General features: G+C 42.4%; 16 protein-coding genes and 2 pseudogenes. 6 read left to right on the top strand and 12 right to left on the bottom strand.

Features of this window, described 5'->3' with window-relative positions:
- From OU793_RS22645 to OU793_RS22630, 4 genes are all read right to left on the bottom strand, one after another.
- Window positions 1-734, bottom strand: a 734-nt coding sequence (locus tag OU793_RS22645; RefSeq protein ID WP_274647845.1) for a RidA family protein, incomplete at its 3' end; no start/stop codon positions are given.
- Window positions 735-909: 175 nt separating this feature from the next.
- Window positions 910-1,956 carry an ornithine carbamoyltransferase gene (argF, locus tag OU793_RS22640; protein WP_159408205.1) on the bottom strand — a complete coding sequence of 349 codons (1,047 nt, stop codon included), beginning with the start codon at window positions 1,954-1,956 and terminating at the stop codon, window positions 910-912.
- Between the two features lie 114 nt (window positions 1,957-2,070).
- Window positions 2,071-3,162 (bottom strand): agmatine deiminase, encoded by a 1,092-nt coding sequence (aguA, locus tag OU793_RS22635; RefSeq protein ID WP_159408206.1) that lies wholly within the window; start codon window positions 3,160-3,162, stop codon window positions 2,071-2,073.
- A gap of 16 nt (window positions 3,163-3,178) precedes the next feature.
- Entirely contained in the window at window positions 3,179-4,615 is a 1,437-nt protein-coding gene (locus tag OU793_RS22630) for an APC family permease (RefSeq protein ID WP_159408207.1), read from the bottom strand.
- Between the two features lie 397 nt (window positions 4,616-5,012).
- Here OU793_RS22630 and arcC point away from each other — a divergent pair, with 397 nt between their 5' ends.
- From arcC to OU793_RS22615, 3 genes and pseudogenes are all read left to right on the top strand, one after another.
- The gene (gene arcC / locus OU793_RS22625; RefSeq protein ID WP_159408208.1) at window positions 5,013-5,921 is read left to right on the top strand and encodes a carbamate kinase; all 909 of its coding nucleotides are present in this window, start codon (window positions 5,013-5,015) and stop codon (window positions 5,919-5,921) included.
- A 145-nt stretch (window positions 5,922-6,066) separates the two neighbouring features.
- The gene (locus OU793_RS22620; RefSeq protein ID WP_159408209.1) at window positions 6,067-6,690 is read left to right on the top strand and encodes a TetR/AcrR family transcriptional regulator; all 624 of its coding nucleotides are present in this window, start codon (window positions 6,067-6,069) and stop codon (window positions 6,688-6,690) included.
- Window positions 6,691-6,744: 54 nt separating this feature from the next.
- Window positions 6,745-7,162 (top strand): annotated as a pseudogene (locus OU793_RS22615) (transposase); the annotation flags it as partial.
- Between the two features lie 211 nt (window positions 7,163-7,373).
- Here OU793_RS22615 and OU793_RS22610 read toward each other — a convergent pair.
- Window positions 7,374-7,727: a DUF6404 family protein gene (locus OU793_RS22610; protein ID WP_159408210.1), complete on the bottom strand. Its 354-nt coding sequence runs from the start codon at window positions 7,725-7,727 to the stop codon at window positions 7,374-7,376.
- A gap of 348 nt (window positions 7,728-8,075) precedes the next feature.
- On the opposite strand from OU793_RS22610, the pseudogene OU793_RS22600 reads away from it, so the two are divergent.
- Window positions 8,076-8,753: pseudogene (locus tag OU793_RS22600) on the top strand (ParA family protein).
- A 140-nt stretch (window positions 8,754-8,893) separates the two neighbouring features.
- Here OU793_RS22600 and OU793_RS22595 read toward each other — a convergent pair.
- The 5 genes from OU793_RS22595 to OU793_RS22575 all read right to left on the bottom strand — a co-directional run bounded on the left by OU793_RS22595 (window position 8,894) and on the right by OU793_RS22575 (window position 11,954).
- Window positions 8,894-9,529, bottom strand: a complete 636-nt coding sequence (locus OU793_RS22595) for a recombinase family protein (protein WP_193237464.1) — start codon at window positions 9,527-9,529, stop codon at window positions 8,894-8,896.
- 698 nt (window positions 9,530-10,227) lie between these two features.
- Entirely contained in the window at window positions 10,228-10,752 is a 525-nt protein-coding gene (locus tag OU793_RS22590) for a DUF4225 domain-containing protein (protein ID WP_236578075.1), read from the bottom strand.
- Window positions 10,753-11,153: 401 nt separating this feature from the next.
- The gene (locus OU793_RS22585; RefSeq protein ID WP_159408213.1) at window positions 11,154-11,363 is read right to left on the bottom strand and encodes an ANR family transcriptional regulator; all 210 of its coding nucleotides are present in this window, start codon (window positions 11,361-11,363) and stop codon (window positions 11,154-11,156) included.
- A 71-nt stretch (window positions 11,364-11,434) separates the two neighbouring features.
- Window positions 11,435-11,716 (bottom strand): Rpn family recombination-promoting nuclease/putative transposase, encoded by a 282-nt coding sequence (locus tag OU793_RS22580; RefSeq protein ID WP_264402421.1) that lies wholly within the window; start codon window positions 11,714-11,716, stop codon window positions 11,435-11,437.
- Window positions 11,717-11,759: 43 nt separating this feature from the next.
- A complete protein-coding gene (locus OU793_RS22575; RefSeq protein ID WP_159408214.1) occupies window positions 11,760-11,954 on the bottom strand; it encodes a hypothetical protein in 195 nt (64 codons plus the stop codon).
- A gap of 230 nt (window positions 11,955-12,184) precedes the next feature.
- Between OU793_RS22575 and OU793_RS22570 the strand changes: the two genes are divergently transcribed.
- Entirely contained in the window at window positions 12,185-12,760 is a 576-nt protein-coding gene (locus tag OU793_RS22570) for a ParA family protein (RefSeq protein WP_236578076.1), read from the top strand.
- Window positions 12,753-13,103: a hypothetical protein gene (locus OU793_RS22565; RefSeq protein WP_159408215.1), complete on the top strand. Its 351-nt coding sequence runs from the start codon at window positions 12,753-12,755 to the stop codon at window positions 13,101-13,103. Before OU793_RS22570 ends, OU793_RS22565 begins: the two co-directional genes overlap by 8 nt.
- Before the next feature lie 126 nt (window positions 13,104-13,229).
- On the opposite strand, the gene OU793_RS22560 is transcribed toward OU793_RS22565, so the two are convergent.
- Entirely contained in the window at window positions 13,230-13,679 is a 450-nt protein-coding gene (locus tag OU793_RS22560) for a DUF4225 domain-containing protein (RefSeq protein WP_159408216.1), read from the bottom strand.
- Window positions 13,676-14,149: an Hcp family type VI secretion system effector gene (locus OU793_RS22555; protein ID WP_159408217.1), complete on the bottom strand. Its 474-nt coding sequence runs from the start codon at window positions 14,147-14,149 to the stop codon at window positions 13,676-13,678. The genes OU793_RS22560 and OU793_RS22555 overlap by 4 nt, the downstream gene beginning before the upstream one ends.
- Between the last annotated feature and the right edge of the window lie 190 nt (window positions 14,150-14,339).

Here is a 14,339-nt window from a genome sequence, read left to right as displayed (position 1 = left end):
GCTCTGGATATCGCAGAGTCAGGGAAAAAGGTGCTGTATGCTTCGTTAATGGCGTCGATATGTTCAAGGCTTGTGACCTGAATATTGATCTTAACAATATCGTCAAACGGAACATCAATGCTTGTCAGCACCGCTTTGAGGTTATTAAGGCATTGAGCTGCTTGCTCTTTAGCGCTACCCGCAACAATATTCCCTGTTGCTGGATCAATCGGTAGTTGAGCTGACAAGTGGTTGTAGTGTGAAAACGCAACAGAGTGTGTTGATGACAAACACACTGGTGCATCGATTGTATTTCTCGCTACTTTAACCAGTTCGCACGCATCTTGGGGGTAAGTCCCTTCGCCGTTAGAGAGGACTGCATCCATCTGAACTAACGCACCTTCTAGTGGCAGTGCTGAAACCGAAAGCACGGTACGCGTTGGGAAGTAGCCCTGAAAGAATGAAGAATATACTTCATTTACTGCATCGATATCCTGAATGTTTTTAAGATATACGTTCACTCGGACGAGGTCATACATACCGTGGCCAATGCTTTCGACAATGGCTTGAATGTTCATCAGACACTGTTCTGCCTGAGCTTTAACACCACCGACCACTAGCTCTCCAGTTTTAGGGCTGACTGGTAACTGAGCCGAAATATTGTTGTAGTGGGAAAACGCGACAGATTGTGTAGACATCTCATTCAGTGGGGCATTGTCAGTGTTTCTTGAAACTTTTTTAATACCGATACTCATGTCGATATTTCTCCTTGTGTGGCGACTCGCAGAGGTGCTTATTTTAGGAAGCTTTAAATCAATCACCGGAAGCAAATAATTAGCCCTGCTTATTGCTGGGGAAACAGGGCCATCTAAGTGTTGTTTTGCCGCCTTAAAACTATCTAGCGGAGCAAAACCAAACCATCATCAAACGCTATAGTGTGCTCAAAAAGCTATTGATCTTATCTTCATGATGTTTGATGGTTTCTTGCGTAGGAATAACCGAGTCCTTGTGCGTGAAATAAACCAAGATAGCCATTTGAGCCGTCAAACGGTTTTCAGCCTCATCGAATGCCACTGAGTACTCACTCTCTAGCGCGCCACGAGTCACTTCTTCTTTGTCGTTTGCTGGCAAGCAGTGTAGAAGCATCGCACCAGGTCGAGCTTTCGCCATCAATTCTTCGGTGATGACGTAGTCCGGCATAAATGCCGCCAAGCGCTCCTCTTTCTCGTCCATCTGAGTAACCCAGTAGAAGCTATCACCGTAAACTACATCACAATCACTGATACGTTCCACATCATCGGTAATTTCAATTGTGCCGCCAGACTCTTCACAGAAGTCGAGCGCCATATCAATCCATTCTTGCTCCATTTGGTACTTCTTAGGGCCAATTTGCTTAAAGCCCATACCATATTTAGCACATGTTAGCATTAAGGAACGGCACACATCCGTGGCATCGCCCATAAACGCCAGTGTTAAGTCGGACAGCTTACGACCGTCGGTAATGTGCTCTCTAATGGTGTAAAGGTCAGCCAACATCTGAGTTGGGTGGAAGCGTGTATCAAGACCATTGATAACGGGCACTGTCGACATGTTTAGCAAGCCATCTAAGGTTTCAGGGCTATTGGTACGAGCCATGATGACGTCACACATACGCGATAGAACGCGAGAGGTATCATCAATCGACTCTTTACCACCTAGGTGAATATCTTTCGGAGAAAGGAACAGCGCGTGACCACCAAGTAAGGTTGCGGCTACCTCAAACGATACGCGAGTTCGTGTAGAGCCCGCTTCGAAGATCATACCCACTGACTTGCCTTTAAACAGTTGTGGAATCGCGTTGTCTTTACGCGCCTGTTTTAGATATGTCATTAGCTCCATCATGTTATCCATTTCTTCAACAGAGAAGTCTTTCATTGACACCATGTGCTCAAGATTTGCTTTGTTCAGCTCAGTCGCGCTAGAAGAAGGTAATTTCATAATATGTTCCTATTTTTCGTCGTTTCACGTTTTCGTTTAAGTCGATCTCGTGATGATTTCGTTTCTATTGGATTTAAGTTTTTCTGTTTTTATGTTTGAGGCGATGACCTCAAGTTAAATTCTTGGTACTTGCTGAGTAATGCAGTGAATATTGCCGCCACCGAGTAAGATCTCTCGCGCTGGAATGCCATTCACTTCATAGCCTGGATAGATCTTTTCTAGGATTCCGATCACGTCGTCGTCATAGCGTTTATCCAGTAGAGGAAGAACAATCTGTTTGTTAGTAATCAGATAGTTGACGTAGGATGCGGCTAGGCGCTCACCCGCTTCACGTTCCATCCCTTCAGCAATATCAATCCCTGCAGCTTCGTCAGCAGACATATATAGCGGGCCTGGCATTGGCAGCTTGTGCACTTTGATTTCTCGTCCTTTAGCGTCGGTTTGGCTAGTGATGTAGTCATACGCTTCTCGGCTGATTTCATATTGAGGATCGTTTTTATCATCACACCAAGTCAGAACGACTTCACCCGGCTTCACCACATGTAAAATGTTGTCTACATGGCCATTGGTTTCATCGTTATAGAGACCACGAGGTAACCAAATCACCTTTTCAACATTGAGGTGTTCGCAAAGCACTTCAGTCAGTTCTTCTTTACTCAAGTCTGGATTGCGGCTCTCATGCAATAGGCACTCTTCTGTTGTATAAAGCGTGCCTTCGCCATCCACATGGATTGAGCCACCTTCCAATACGATCGGCGCTCGATATCTTGAGTCTCGGATGGTTTCACACATCTTTTGTGCAACTTGGTTATCTCTGTTCCAAGGCGAATACAAACCATCAACAAAACCACCCCAAGCATTAAATTCCCAGTCAACACCGCGACGCTCTCCCTTATCATCAACGACGTATGTCGCGCCAATATCACGCATCCATGAGTCATCGGTGGAGACTTCTAGAACTCGAATATCTTCGGGTAAACGAGACACCGCGTTGTCGTATTGAGCAGAGCTCGCGAGCATCGTAACTGGTGTAGTTTTGCTAATCTGCTTAGCAACCTCCGAGAATACTCTCTGTGCGGGTTTTGCTCCGTCGCGCCAGTTATCTGTGCGCTCTGGCCATGCCATCCAAATTTCATTGTGTGGCTCATGCTCGCCAGGCATTCTGAAACCATCCTGTCTTGGCGTGGTATCCATTACTTTTTTCATTGCTCTGTCCTCCAACTTAAGCTTGAGCTTGTTTGTTTTCTGCCGTGTTGTCTGTGCTAGCCTCTTGCTCGCTTTGTGCGTTTTTGCGCTTGAGAGCTCCCAACAAAATCCATTCACCAATCAAGACTGTCGCGATAACGCCAATCAAAACTGGCCCTGTGTATCCCCAATCGGTTACTGTGAGATCGAGTGCCTCGGGGAAGATAAATAGAACCACCGCTTGGAAAATCACAAAAAAGCACACAATCGACATCAACCACTGAACGGGCATGCCACCCGGCACTTTGAAAGGGCGCTCACGTTGGCCATCAACAACACGCAGCTTTAGATAGGCTGGAAACATGAACAGATAAGGAAGTAAGAAAATGCAGCTTGAGAAAGCGAAGATAGACCAGAACAAATCATCGTTACCTTGAGCAAACAGTGCGTACGACAAGATGACAACCGTTGAGACTATGCCTGTAATGTTGTTCGCGCCAACTGGAGAGCCTTTCTCTGATACTTTTGCCACAGGAGCAGGTAGTTCACCTTCTTGAGCCGCTTCTGCTGCTGCTCGGCTTGCTCCCATTGTCCAACTCACCATGTTGCCGATAAGAGTAAGTAAGGCGAACGTGCCAAAGACGTAAACCATTGCTGTACCAAACGGGCCTTCGCCAAACAAGGTTTTAAAGGTGTCGATCAAGCCAGCTACAAGGCCAATGCTCTCAACAGGTAAAGCCATCAAAATTCCAACAGTACCGAAGATGTATAGGAAAGCGGTGATACCGATGGAAAGGAAAACAGCCTTAGGCATGTCGCGGACGTCTTTCATCTCTTTAGTCATCGTTGCGACAAGCTCGAACCCCATTAGATTGAAGACAATGGCTGGTAGAAAAGAGACCGCTGAATCTAATGAAGGCATCATCGCAGGCAAAGTGAACTCATTGGCAACGCCGTTTTTCATTGCATAAATAAATCCGCCCACACCTAATGTGCTGATTACGATGATTTTTAATACCGCGCCGACGTTCGTTACCCACACGCCAATATCAGCTGACACATTACAAATCCATACCGTTAACCAAGTTAACAAGATACAAATAGCAATCTGCCCCCATAAAGACAGGCCTGGCATAAACAGCTCTGCGAACATACCCGCGAACATGATGTAGACTGCAGGCATCCACAAGCCTACGTTGATCCAATAAAACCACGTAGTTCTTACTGCCCATTTAAAGTTGAAGGCTTGTTTTACCCAATCGTAAATGCCCCCTTCTCCTGGATAGGCGGTACTTAACTCAGAAGTAATTAATCCGTAAGGGATAACAAAAAAGACCAGCATTAACACCCACCAACCGATGGCACTAACGCCAATACTTGCTGACGCGGTTAATGTGTCTACTACTAGCACAGCACACAGTGTAAAGAGTGCTATCCCAGTGACCCCCATTTTTCCTTGCGTTTCGTTGCTCATCGCTTTGCTCCTTAATATCTAATTCGGAACTTATTAAACGGTAAAGCGATGAGGTGAACTGGGATGAAAACTGAATATCGGATTTGAGCGAATGAACTCAAATTGCAAATGAAATAGAGCCGACAAAAACTGGATAAAAAGCAACCAAACACTGAATGATTGATTTTCATCAACAAAAATACTGTTTATTTATTGAACAGCCTAAATTAAAAACAAGATCACATATCCGTTTGAATTCGCGATTATTTTCACTTTCTGTGATGGGGGGGCAACTAAATAGCCCCACTTTTGAGTACAAATCGAATTGTGATTTTTATCGCCAATAGTGCTCTGATATTTCAATAGAGTATTTCCATCTTACGTGGCTTTTAGCCAGTCATTATTTGGAGATTAAGAGATGTTGAAGCCTATTATTGTTGTTGCGGTCGGTGGAAATGCGCTACTGCAACGAGGAGAAGTAATGAGCTGTGAAAACCAGCAAAAGAGTATTGAGCAAACTGCAAGTTCATTAGCTGCCCTGAGCAAAGATTACCGCTTGGTTATCGTGCACGGCAATGGCCCTCAAGTTGGTTTACTCTCCCTCCAAAATGATGCCTATAAAGAGTGCCCACCATATCCATTTGATGTGTTAGGTGCAGAAACCCAAGGCATGATCGGGTATCTGATTCAACAGGGGCTAAATACTGCCATCGAAGACCGCTTTACCACCACAATACTGACTCGCATCGTTGTTGATGAAAATGACCCTGCCATCGCAGATCCAAGCAAATTTATTGGACCTGTTTATACCGAGCAGCAAGCTAAATTGCTGGCTGAAGCCAATAATTGGATCGTAAAACCAGACGGTGTGCATTGGCGCCGCGTTGTTCCATCTCCTGCACCTAAAGAAGTGTTGGAAATCAAAGCAATTAAAGACTTACTAGAGAAAGAGCATCTTATTATTTGTGGCGGTGGTGGCGGCGCACCAGTCATCGAAAAAGACGGCGCTTATGTCGGTTTCGAAGCTGTGATTGATAAAGACATGACAGCCGCACTGATTGCCGAAGAAATTGGCGCGCAGCACTTACTGATCTTAACTGATGGGACTCATGTTTGTTTAGATTGGGGCACGCCAAAAGAACAAAAGCTAGAAAGAGTATCGGTTAAAGAGATGAAGGGATATCATTTCCCTGCTGGTTCGATGGGACCTAAAGTCGATGCATGCTGTCAATTTGTAGAAAATACCAAGCAGCATGGTCATATCGGGGATCTTTCCTGCGCACTCGAAATCATAGAAGGGAAATCAGGCACACATATCCAAGCGTAGTTTTAATCAGGATTAATTTTTCCCTCGAATATCCAAACACTCGAAACAAAGGGTTGATGACGTCAAACTTCATATTGATAAGATTAATTTTTGAGCATCAACCCTTTATTTTTAATCTGCTTTGATAATAAGTGACGACCGTTTTATGCGAAAAGTAACCACAAAAGAGAAACTTACAAAAATCCATAACGCCGTTGCTCAATTAATGGAAAGGCGCGAAGCTACTGATATTTCTATGTACGATGTGGCAAAAGAATGCGGTATGGCAACCTCGACCGTTTATCATCACTATCCAAACATCGAGAGTCTATTCCATAGCTTATTAGACTATGTGTTTACCGATTTCGACTCACTACTTGGTCAATGTATCGATGCCGACAAAGTCACGCATTGGACTGATATTAATCGTATGATCGAAACCGCCTATGTGGACTACTACAACAATAATCCAATCGCGAGAAAACTAATTTTAGGCCGTCACACTTTTACTGAACTTGGCCACGCTGACACCGAGCATGACTTAATATTGGGTAAAGAAGTCGAAACCATATATCGTCAATTCTTCGATGTTCCTCAGCTTACTCAACCCATCAATGTATTTGCTATTTCACTGCAAGTCGCCGACAAAATATATTCATTGTCTTACCGTGAACATGGCTGCATCACCCCTGAACTCGCCAACGAAGCCCTGCGTTTAACGGAATCTTACCTTCGGCTTTATATTCCGCATATTTGTCAGAAGTCGAATCAACATCCAATGAAACATTAGGTACTGACTGATTTTTGTATGTATTTAACAACGTCCTTGATTACAGAGCTTTTTCCACTCAATGAAAGTAGAAGTCGTCCAATACAGTGGCGGCACCGTTGTGTTTAAATATCTCGACCATCGAGACGGGAAGCACAAAACGAAGACGCTAATGCAAGAAGAAATGATATTACGGTACGTGAGCACATCCCACAGCACCATTTTAAAATGGTGCGTTATTACGGTTTTCTATCCAACAGAAAGCGAGGGCACCTACTGCCTCTGGTGTATTTAGCTCTGGGGGAGAAAGCGGCAAAGCAGCTCACGTATGCGAAGCAATACAAAGGCTTTACAGGTAACGACCCGTATCAGTGTGTTGTGCGGAAGTAGGATGGTGTTTACAGGTTTTACAGCGGGCTCAAAAAATCATGAGCTGCTGGATAGTCGCCGAATGAGTATGCGTGAATCACGGCGGCTTGGAGTGCCGGCGTAGGGTAGGTCTATCTAAACTCAGGAAATTAGGTGCAAAAACAACCAATTAGTTGATTAAATCATCATTGGTTCAATTTATCTTTAGGGCAATCGCATCTAAAACACTTCGCTACCTCGTAAAGTTCCTCGATAGTTAGGATTGAAGTTCCTAACCATCGAGGAACTTTAATGAAGAGGGTTATCCCTAGGACGTACTTGGTTAGGTTTTAGGCTTATTCTCCCAATGCCCCCCAATCTGTTAGATTTAATTGCTTACGCCTAATGTAGTAGAAGGTTGCCATAACCAAGCCAAACAAAGCGCCAGTAAGTAATGAGATATAAACTGCTTCTAAAACTGGTTTGCCTAGCTCACTCCACACCATAAACCATTGAAGGATTCCTGAAACAGGAGCAAAAAAAATCAAACAAAGCATAACGTTTGCAAAAAAGCTCTGGTAATAAGGAGGCGGAAAACGTAATCCGAATTTACGTAATAACTTTACAAGCGGTGGATTGTAGTTCGACTTCCAAACACCTTTATCACTTAGTTCTTTATGAGCAAGTTGTAGCTTCATTTCATAATTCATAATTCATAATCCTCGAATTGAATGTTTTCCGAGGGGAAACCTAACGCCCTGTTAAGGGGGGTTAGCAACGCAATACCAAAGCCGCCACATACCACTTTAAACACTAAAACCAACGCATAATGAAAATGCCACGCGTTGCGAATCACTCTTAAACAGTTTGTTATACGTTTCCTAACCCTACCATAGCTCTCATATTACTAAATCCACTAGAAGAAAATGTAGTATTATAATACTCAGAGACTCAGTGTTTGCAGTTATATTAATCCCAAACGGTTTAAGATTTAGTGCGGGGCGTTGTATGAATATTAGTTTTGTGTATTACATATGTAATACAGGTAAGAATTCGTCATGAAAACTAAAGTTATCAGTGCTGCAAATCAAAAAGGCGGCGTTGGAAAAACAACCACACTTGTAAATCTAGGTGCTGAGCTGGCGCGAAAAAGAAAAGTCCTTGTTGTCGATCTTGATCCGCAGGGTAATTGCACTAAAACGCTTACTGGACAACGACATTTTTAATTCGAAGAAACTGTTGCTGCTATGTTCGATAAGCCTAAAGTTGTCTCGATCGTTGATTTGATTCGATCTGCTTTACTCGATGGGGAGCCTATTCAGAATCTCGATGTAGTCCCTGCTGACTTTCAGTTGTCTCGTATCATTGAAACGTCTCTAACGAAGATTAATCGCGAGCGTATACTTGAGAAGCAATTAGCCAAACTTGGTGAAACGTATGACTTTATTCTTCTTGATACTCCACCGAACCTCTCATTAACTACTCTCAATGCTATTCAAGCGTCAGATCTGATTTTGATTCCAGTTGACTCCGGCGCGTTCTCGTTAGACGGCATTAATCCACTTCTTGAAGCTGTGTCAGAAATCAAAGACGATGAAGCGAACTATCTGATTTTGAGAAATGAAGTCGATGTTAGGAATGCAGTCATCAATGAGTTTATCGAAGAAGAATTAGCTTTGTATCGAGACGACATCGATGACACAGAATTAATCAAGCTGATCGACAAAATGAATTAAACTGTATTACATGTGTAATACATAGAGCTCTCTAAAGAGCTCTATGTATCTGCACTGAACTTATAATCCTAGCTTGGCGTCATTCAAAACTTCAAATATGTCGCGTTCAATAGCTATAGGATCCCCTTGAACTTCGAGTTTTACGTTGTAGAGTTTCTTTTTATCTGTTTAGATACTTTAGAAATAGTATGCCTAGAGCAGCCAATCAATGCTTCGATTTGACTGTAGCTTTTCCCCTCTCGAAGTAAACCTTCAATTTTCTGGTGCAGCTTGATGTTAACCGGGCGACCTTTGTATTTTCCTTCTTGCTTTGCTCTTTGTACACCTTGTGCTTGGCGGCGACGTCTGTCTTCATAATCTTTTCTGGCCACGGCGGCCAACATATCCAGCATCATGCTATTGAGAGCGGCCAGCATACGCTCGGTAAACTCGTCAGTGGTGTGCATAAACTGATGGCTGGTTGGTAAATCTAATGCTACGACCTTTAACCCTTTACTCGCGATGATGTTTTTTAGTTGCTCCCAGTCTTTGGTGTTAAGGCGGCTGATCCGGTCAACTTGCTCAACCAAGATAATGTCGCCTGCCATCGCGATGTCGAGCAAACGAAACAATTCAGGTCGGTGTAATCGTGCGCCTGATTCGTTCTCCTCAAACCAATAGGCAACGGGATACCCCATTTTTTGCGCAAACTCAATTAGGTCATTTTTTGCTCGGGAAGCATCTTGCTCATCGGTCGAGGCTCTTAGGTAACCATAAATTCGAATATTTGTGTTCATTGGTGCATTTTACATTGGTTTGTTTATGCAAGTGCATTATACATTGTTTTTTGTTAATTACTGCACTAAATTCACCAAGTGCGTTAAGGGTATACTCAAAATACACTAGCTTAACGTGGTAGTTTACAGATGATTGTTTTATAAAATTGAGTGGCATGGTTAAAAAGTGAGCTCAAAGCTATTTGATAGGTATTAGTGTTTGAAGTTAGTGGTTTGATTGGTAAAATCTATGATGTATGTATTTATACAGTGTTAGTGGGCTTTTGACTTCATTGTGGCTCGGTTGCTTTTTGTCCGTCTAAGCTGAAGCTCGAAAGAGTCAAGAGCGATTATAAGTCGCTGTATCAATTTATATTTAACATAAGTTATATTACACGCACCTAATTTTCAGACCTTTTTGGCAAACAAAATATCACTGTGATTATGAAAAAAAGGAAAGATATCCATTGAATTTCAAAGTTAGGCAATTGGAGATGTTTAATAAAAAAATCTTCGAAAAAAGGTATTTTGGACGGAACGCCTGCTGTTTTTGTTCCAATTTGAAAAATTGCCCAAAATTGCCCTCCTAAGACCAAAAATAATGCAAATTTACATAGCAGAGTAATACCTTTTGCTGGGGCGTGGTTTATTCGCCATAGAAGATAAATGAGCGAAATAGATGCAATGGCATAACATATAATTGTTATCATTTTCTTGCTTCATCGTATAATGAGTGTGCTGTAATGCTGTAATGCTGTAATGCTGTCACTTGATGCTCCAGCTCCTAGTGATAGTCTACTTGATGCCTGATACCCTCTTAGATAGTCTTCTGCGCTGTACCTAAACAACTTAAATTGCTTCGCTTTTCTGGTCTTTGTCCAAAGCATGGGTTTTAAATTGGGTTTAGAGGCAATTTGGTAAGCCTCGGCTGCGTTTTTAACTGTGGTTGTTTTCGCAAATGCGCCATAGGCTGACATGGTTAGATCTGCTCCATAGTAGGCTATATCACCATGAGACTTTGAGTAGCCTAAAGATTCTGCCGCGTGTTGGTAGCCTTCTCTAACTAGTCCTGTTGCATTTTCATCGCCATCAAGAAAATACTTCCCGTTTTCGTATACGTTATTCATACCATGCGCTGCCATTGGAGCACCAATTACACATAAGGAAGTCGCAGAGGCGTAGCATATCCCAGCTCCAGCCGTGACTTGCATAACGCCCGCTATAAGTCCGATACCTTTTTTCATTATCAAGTTACCTTGATCGATTAGGTTTCGTCTTTCTTTCCTAAGAACTATAAATACTAATCGCTCTGAAAAGTTAGTTTTAACCTTGAAGTATATTCTAATGATTATAACTGGGTATCAATACTACTCAATATTTGTATATGTAGGTCAAATTAAAGGTGGCTATACAGCAGAAGATATACTGCTTTTCCAAGATTTCTTAGTTAAATCGCTAGGGAACTCAAGAATGGAAGTGCGCTTTTCAGAAAAGTCTGACATTGCTTTGCCATAAAATTGGTTTAGTATAGCGTGGCTAATGTATGTAAGGAATAAGCAACCGTATTTGCACTTATACGGAATGCATCAGCAAGGAACGCGCCTAAAAGTCGGCTTTGAGCAGCCGGCTTTTTTGTATTTGAAGATTAGGCTAAGTAATTAAGTAAGGTGGTTTCTGGCTCGTAGTGGCCGCATTTGCGGCGACAAAGCGTCGCTCGTGCATTGGCCCATAGGTGATTGTGTCCACCTTCTCTTGTACAAGTAGCTGCTTCAAGCCAATATTCACTGGCTTCTAACCAATGATTTTTTTGCTCTAGCTTAGCGGCTTGGGTCGCTAGGGAGAGATAATCGTACATGCTCATTCCTTGTTTTCAGTCGTCACTTCATGCGGTCTTTGCACCAATTGGCTTTCAATTTGGCCCAATCTTCATCCCACAAGCACTGAGCATGCTCGCGTGACAATAACCAGTAATAGGCGGCGGTAGACCAATCCTGCCGCTCCTGAGCCTCCCATCGAGTAAAGGATGTCGGAGTAATATGGAATGAGTTCATCTTCCAGGAACGAGCTTGATTGCAGTTGGAGCGTGTTTAGGTTGCAAATCCTTTTGATGTGGGTTGGCAAGTGGACATCGAAAAAATCTTTCGCAGTTTCTGTTTCAGTCAGAAACGATTTAAACAATCCGTTATGTATCGATGTTGGTGTCTTCATTCGCACTAGTCTGTTTTATTGCATTGATTATGCTTGTTGTTTATTACTTTTTGCTAAAGTAAGTCTTACCTGAATCATGAATACCACCTTCTCGGAAGCTACCTGAACCTCGACCTTGTTTTTGTGCGGTTAAATCAGGGTGTTTAGCTAAAACTTCCCTTTCTCTTAAAGCGATTTCTTCTGCTGTCGCTTTACGTATTTCTTGGGATCTTTTTAGTTCTCTAATTACTCTAGACATACCAACCTCGTATAGGCTCTTTGTTTAATATTCATACTACCTAATATTTGTTATGAAATCTTTGATCTCAGAGGAGTTACCTCATCTACTCTCAACCTCTTTGATAACTCAATTTTGATAACAGCAACTAGATTATCTGAGATATATTAGTTATCCTAGTTATCCTAGTTATCCTAGTTATCCTAGTTATCCTAGTTATCCTAGTTATCCTAGTAGTTCGGGAGTTTTATGTGAAAATAATTAGTGTTTGGAATGAGAAAGGCGGCGTTGGCAAATCTACTATTAGTTGGAATCTAGCTGGCGCTGCTGCTGCTCGGAATTTAAATGTAATGTTGGTTGATGATGATCCTCAAGCTAGCTGTCATTGGCTTAGTGAGGATGGTTTTGCTCCTTTTGAGGTAGTACATCACTTTCCTGACAATGCGCCGGATGTGGATTTGCTGATCGTTGATATGACCCCTTCAACTACAGATGAACCGCATGGAACTGTAATAATCCCATATCAACCTAGTCGTTTAGCTTACGGTGTAGTTTCAAAACATTTACCACGGTTAAATGACATTGGCCGTAATGTCATTGAAGTCATTAGTATGGCTGACACTCGGAAAATGGAACATCGAAATTTCATAAAAGCCAAACAGAAATCTACCCCTCATTTGCAAGTTATTCCTTCTCGTAGCATTTACGAGCGAGTTGTAGGGATGGGAAGAACCGTTTTTGATCCGGAATTGAAAGGTATGTATGGATTAAACTTAGCGCAAAAAGAGATCGATGCACTACTTGATAAGGCTTTAAGTTATGAGTAAAGCACCTGCTTGGTTGGATAAAGCTAACCAAAATAAAACAGGAAATACAGTAGGAAACGCGGCTGAAGTAGGTCAGGTTCGTAGTAAACCAGGTCCAAAGAAAGCTCTCGTTGAACGGAAAAGTGTAGGTTTGAAGTTTTCAGCCGCGCGCAATGATGAAATTTCTAAGCTTGAAACTCTTTTAAAACAAAATGGTTATGCTATTTCGAGAGGGCGTAGTGAGGCCGTGGAGGTTGCTGTATCGGTATTGCTTCAAGTTTTTGAAAATAAAGAAAATATAGCGCTGTGGGATGGGTTTATTACTGAAACCATTGGTAAAGAAGAAAGAGATAAGATAACCTAGATAACCTAGATAACCTAGATAACCTAGATAACCTAGNCTTAGATAACCTAGATAACCTAGATAACCTAGATAACCTAGATAACCTAGATAACCTAGATAGAAATTAAATGCTCTCAGTGAGGTCCGTCAAAACTCCACTGAGAGCTCATCCAACTCCACAGGAGAATTTAGATGCAAGTGAATTTCATACATGTTATTCATGCCGTGAGCCACCATTGAACTACCAATTGAGCAAAGGTAAGCTGCCGAGTAGTAACATATGCCTGCTCCTGCGGTTAATTGCATGACACCAGCGATAAATCCAATCCCTTTTTGCGAGATCAAGCTACCTTGATCCATTAGGTTTTGTCGTTCTTTTTTCAGCTCTTTGAATACCGTTTCTTTATTCTTTCTACCGTTCTTAAAGTCGTTTACTAGGCATTGTTCAAATCGGTCGACTTCACGCACAAACTGCATTTTGAGACCACCATTCGAGAGATAACGATGCGAGAGGGTGACGGCTTGCATCGTAAGTCCTTTACTGGCTTTTTCGACTTCTCGAACATCCCATGAGTCCGGTGTGTTTTTGTTTCTCATCCTAACGCTCTTTCCCACGTTTCATAACCTTCTGTGCCGGCCATGTTGTGTTTCCAGATAATATCTCGGTAAGAGAGATGAAGGACTTCTGACATGTCTTCATCACCGGAATTAAGCACATTGGGTTGGTCAAAAGATAGAGTCGCAATTAGTGCATCAACCAGCTCAACGGTGTAAAAATTATCGTTGTAGCCTTGTTCATTGGTGCGGTAGAACTTGAGCGTACACTGCAAATGCTCTTGTTTAGAGAAGGCGTTGCCAAGGAGTGGGGAGGCTTTATCTATTGGCTTGGTGATGACAACTTCGGCAGGTCCACCATGCTTACTTAGGGTGAAGCTACATGCCAGAACGGTGATTTCATTTGAGTGTGATTCTTGCGCTTTGTTACCAATAGAGTCTTTAGTGTTACAACCTTGAGATATAGAGCCTTGCGTTTTGCCGATGATGGAGAGGTATGCCGTATGAGCCATGTTTTGCCTATTTCATCCAATAATATGAAGCACATATCATACTATCTGAAAAGATAAGTTCCGTATGTTTTCAATGCCAAAGATAGAAGCAATATTTGATTATTTGTGGTTCTCCAGGTGACGGTACCATTTATTGTATAAACAGCGCTCGCCAACAGGTCGAGTTTTAAATCGACGATGTAACCACATG

Origin of the sequence: Vibrio sp. VP6 (assembly GCF_028823755.1) — a bacterium.
Lineage (GTDB): Bacteria > Pseudomonadota > Gammaproteobacteria > Enterobacterales > Vibrionaceae > Vibrio > Vibrio parahaemolyticus.
This window is presented reverse-complemented; position numbering and strand designations above follow the sequence as displayed.

Coding starts and splice junctions, on each gene's coding strand:
- argF (WP_159408205.1), bottom strand. CDS start 1,956: ATGAAATTACCTTCTTCTAGCGCGACTGAGCTGAACAAAGCAAATCTT.
- aguA (WP_159408206.1), bottom strand. CDS start 3,162: ATGAAAAAAGTAATGGATACCACGCCAAGACAGGATGGTTTCAGAATG.
- OU793_RS22630 (WP_159408207.1), bottom strand. CDS start 4,615: ATGAGCAACGAAACGCAAGGAAAAATGGGGGTCACTGGGATAGCACTC.
- arcC (WP_159408208.1), top strand. CDS start 5,013: ATGTTGAAGCCTATTATTGTTGTTGCGGTCGGTGGAAATGCGCTACTG.
- OU793_RS22620 (WP_159408209.1), top strand. CDS start 6,067: ATGCGAAAAGTAACCACAAAAGAGAAACTTACAAAAATCCATAACGCC.
- OU793_RS22610 (WP_159408210.1), bottom strand. CDS start 7,727: ATGAATTATGAAATGAAGCTACAACTTGCTCATAAAGAACTAAGTGAT.
- OU793_RS22595 (WP_193237464.1), bottom strand. CDS start 9,529: ATGAACACAAATATTCGAATTTATGGTTACCTAAGAGCCTCGACCGAT.
- OU793_RS22590 (WP_236578075.1), bottom strand. CDS start 10,752: ATGAAAAAAGGTATCGGACTTATAGCGGGCGTTATGCAAGTCACGGCT.
- OU793_RS22585 (WP_159408213.1), bottom strand. CDS start 11,363: ATGTACGATTATCTCTCCCTAGCGACCCAAGCCGCTAAGCTAGAGCAA.
- OU793_RS22580 (WP_264402421.1), bottom strand. CDS start 11,716: ATGAAGACACCAACATCGATACATAACGGATTGTTTAAATCGTTTCTG.
- OU793_RS22575 (WP_159408214.1), bottom strand. CDS start 11,954: ATGTCTAGAGTAATTAGAGAACTAAAAAGATCCCAAGAAATACGTAAA.
- OU793_RS22565 (WP_159408215.1), top strand. CDS start 12,753: ATGAGTAAAGCACCTGCTTGGTTGGATAAAGCTAACCAAAATAAAACA.
- OU793_RS22560 (WP_159408216.1), bottom strand. CDS start 13,679: ATGAGAAACAAAAACACACCGGACTCATGGGATGTTCGAGAAGTCGAA.
- OU793_RS22555 (WP_159408217.1), bottom strand. CDS start 14,149: ATGGCTCATACGGCATACCTCTCCATCATCGGCAAAACGCAAGGCTCT.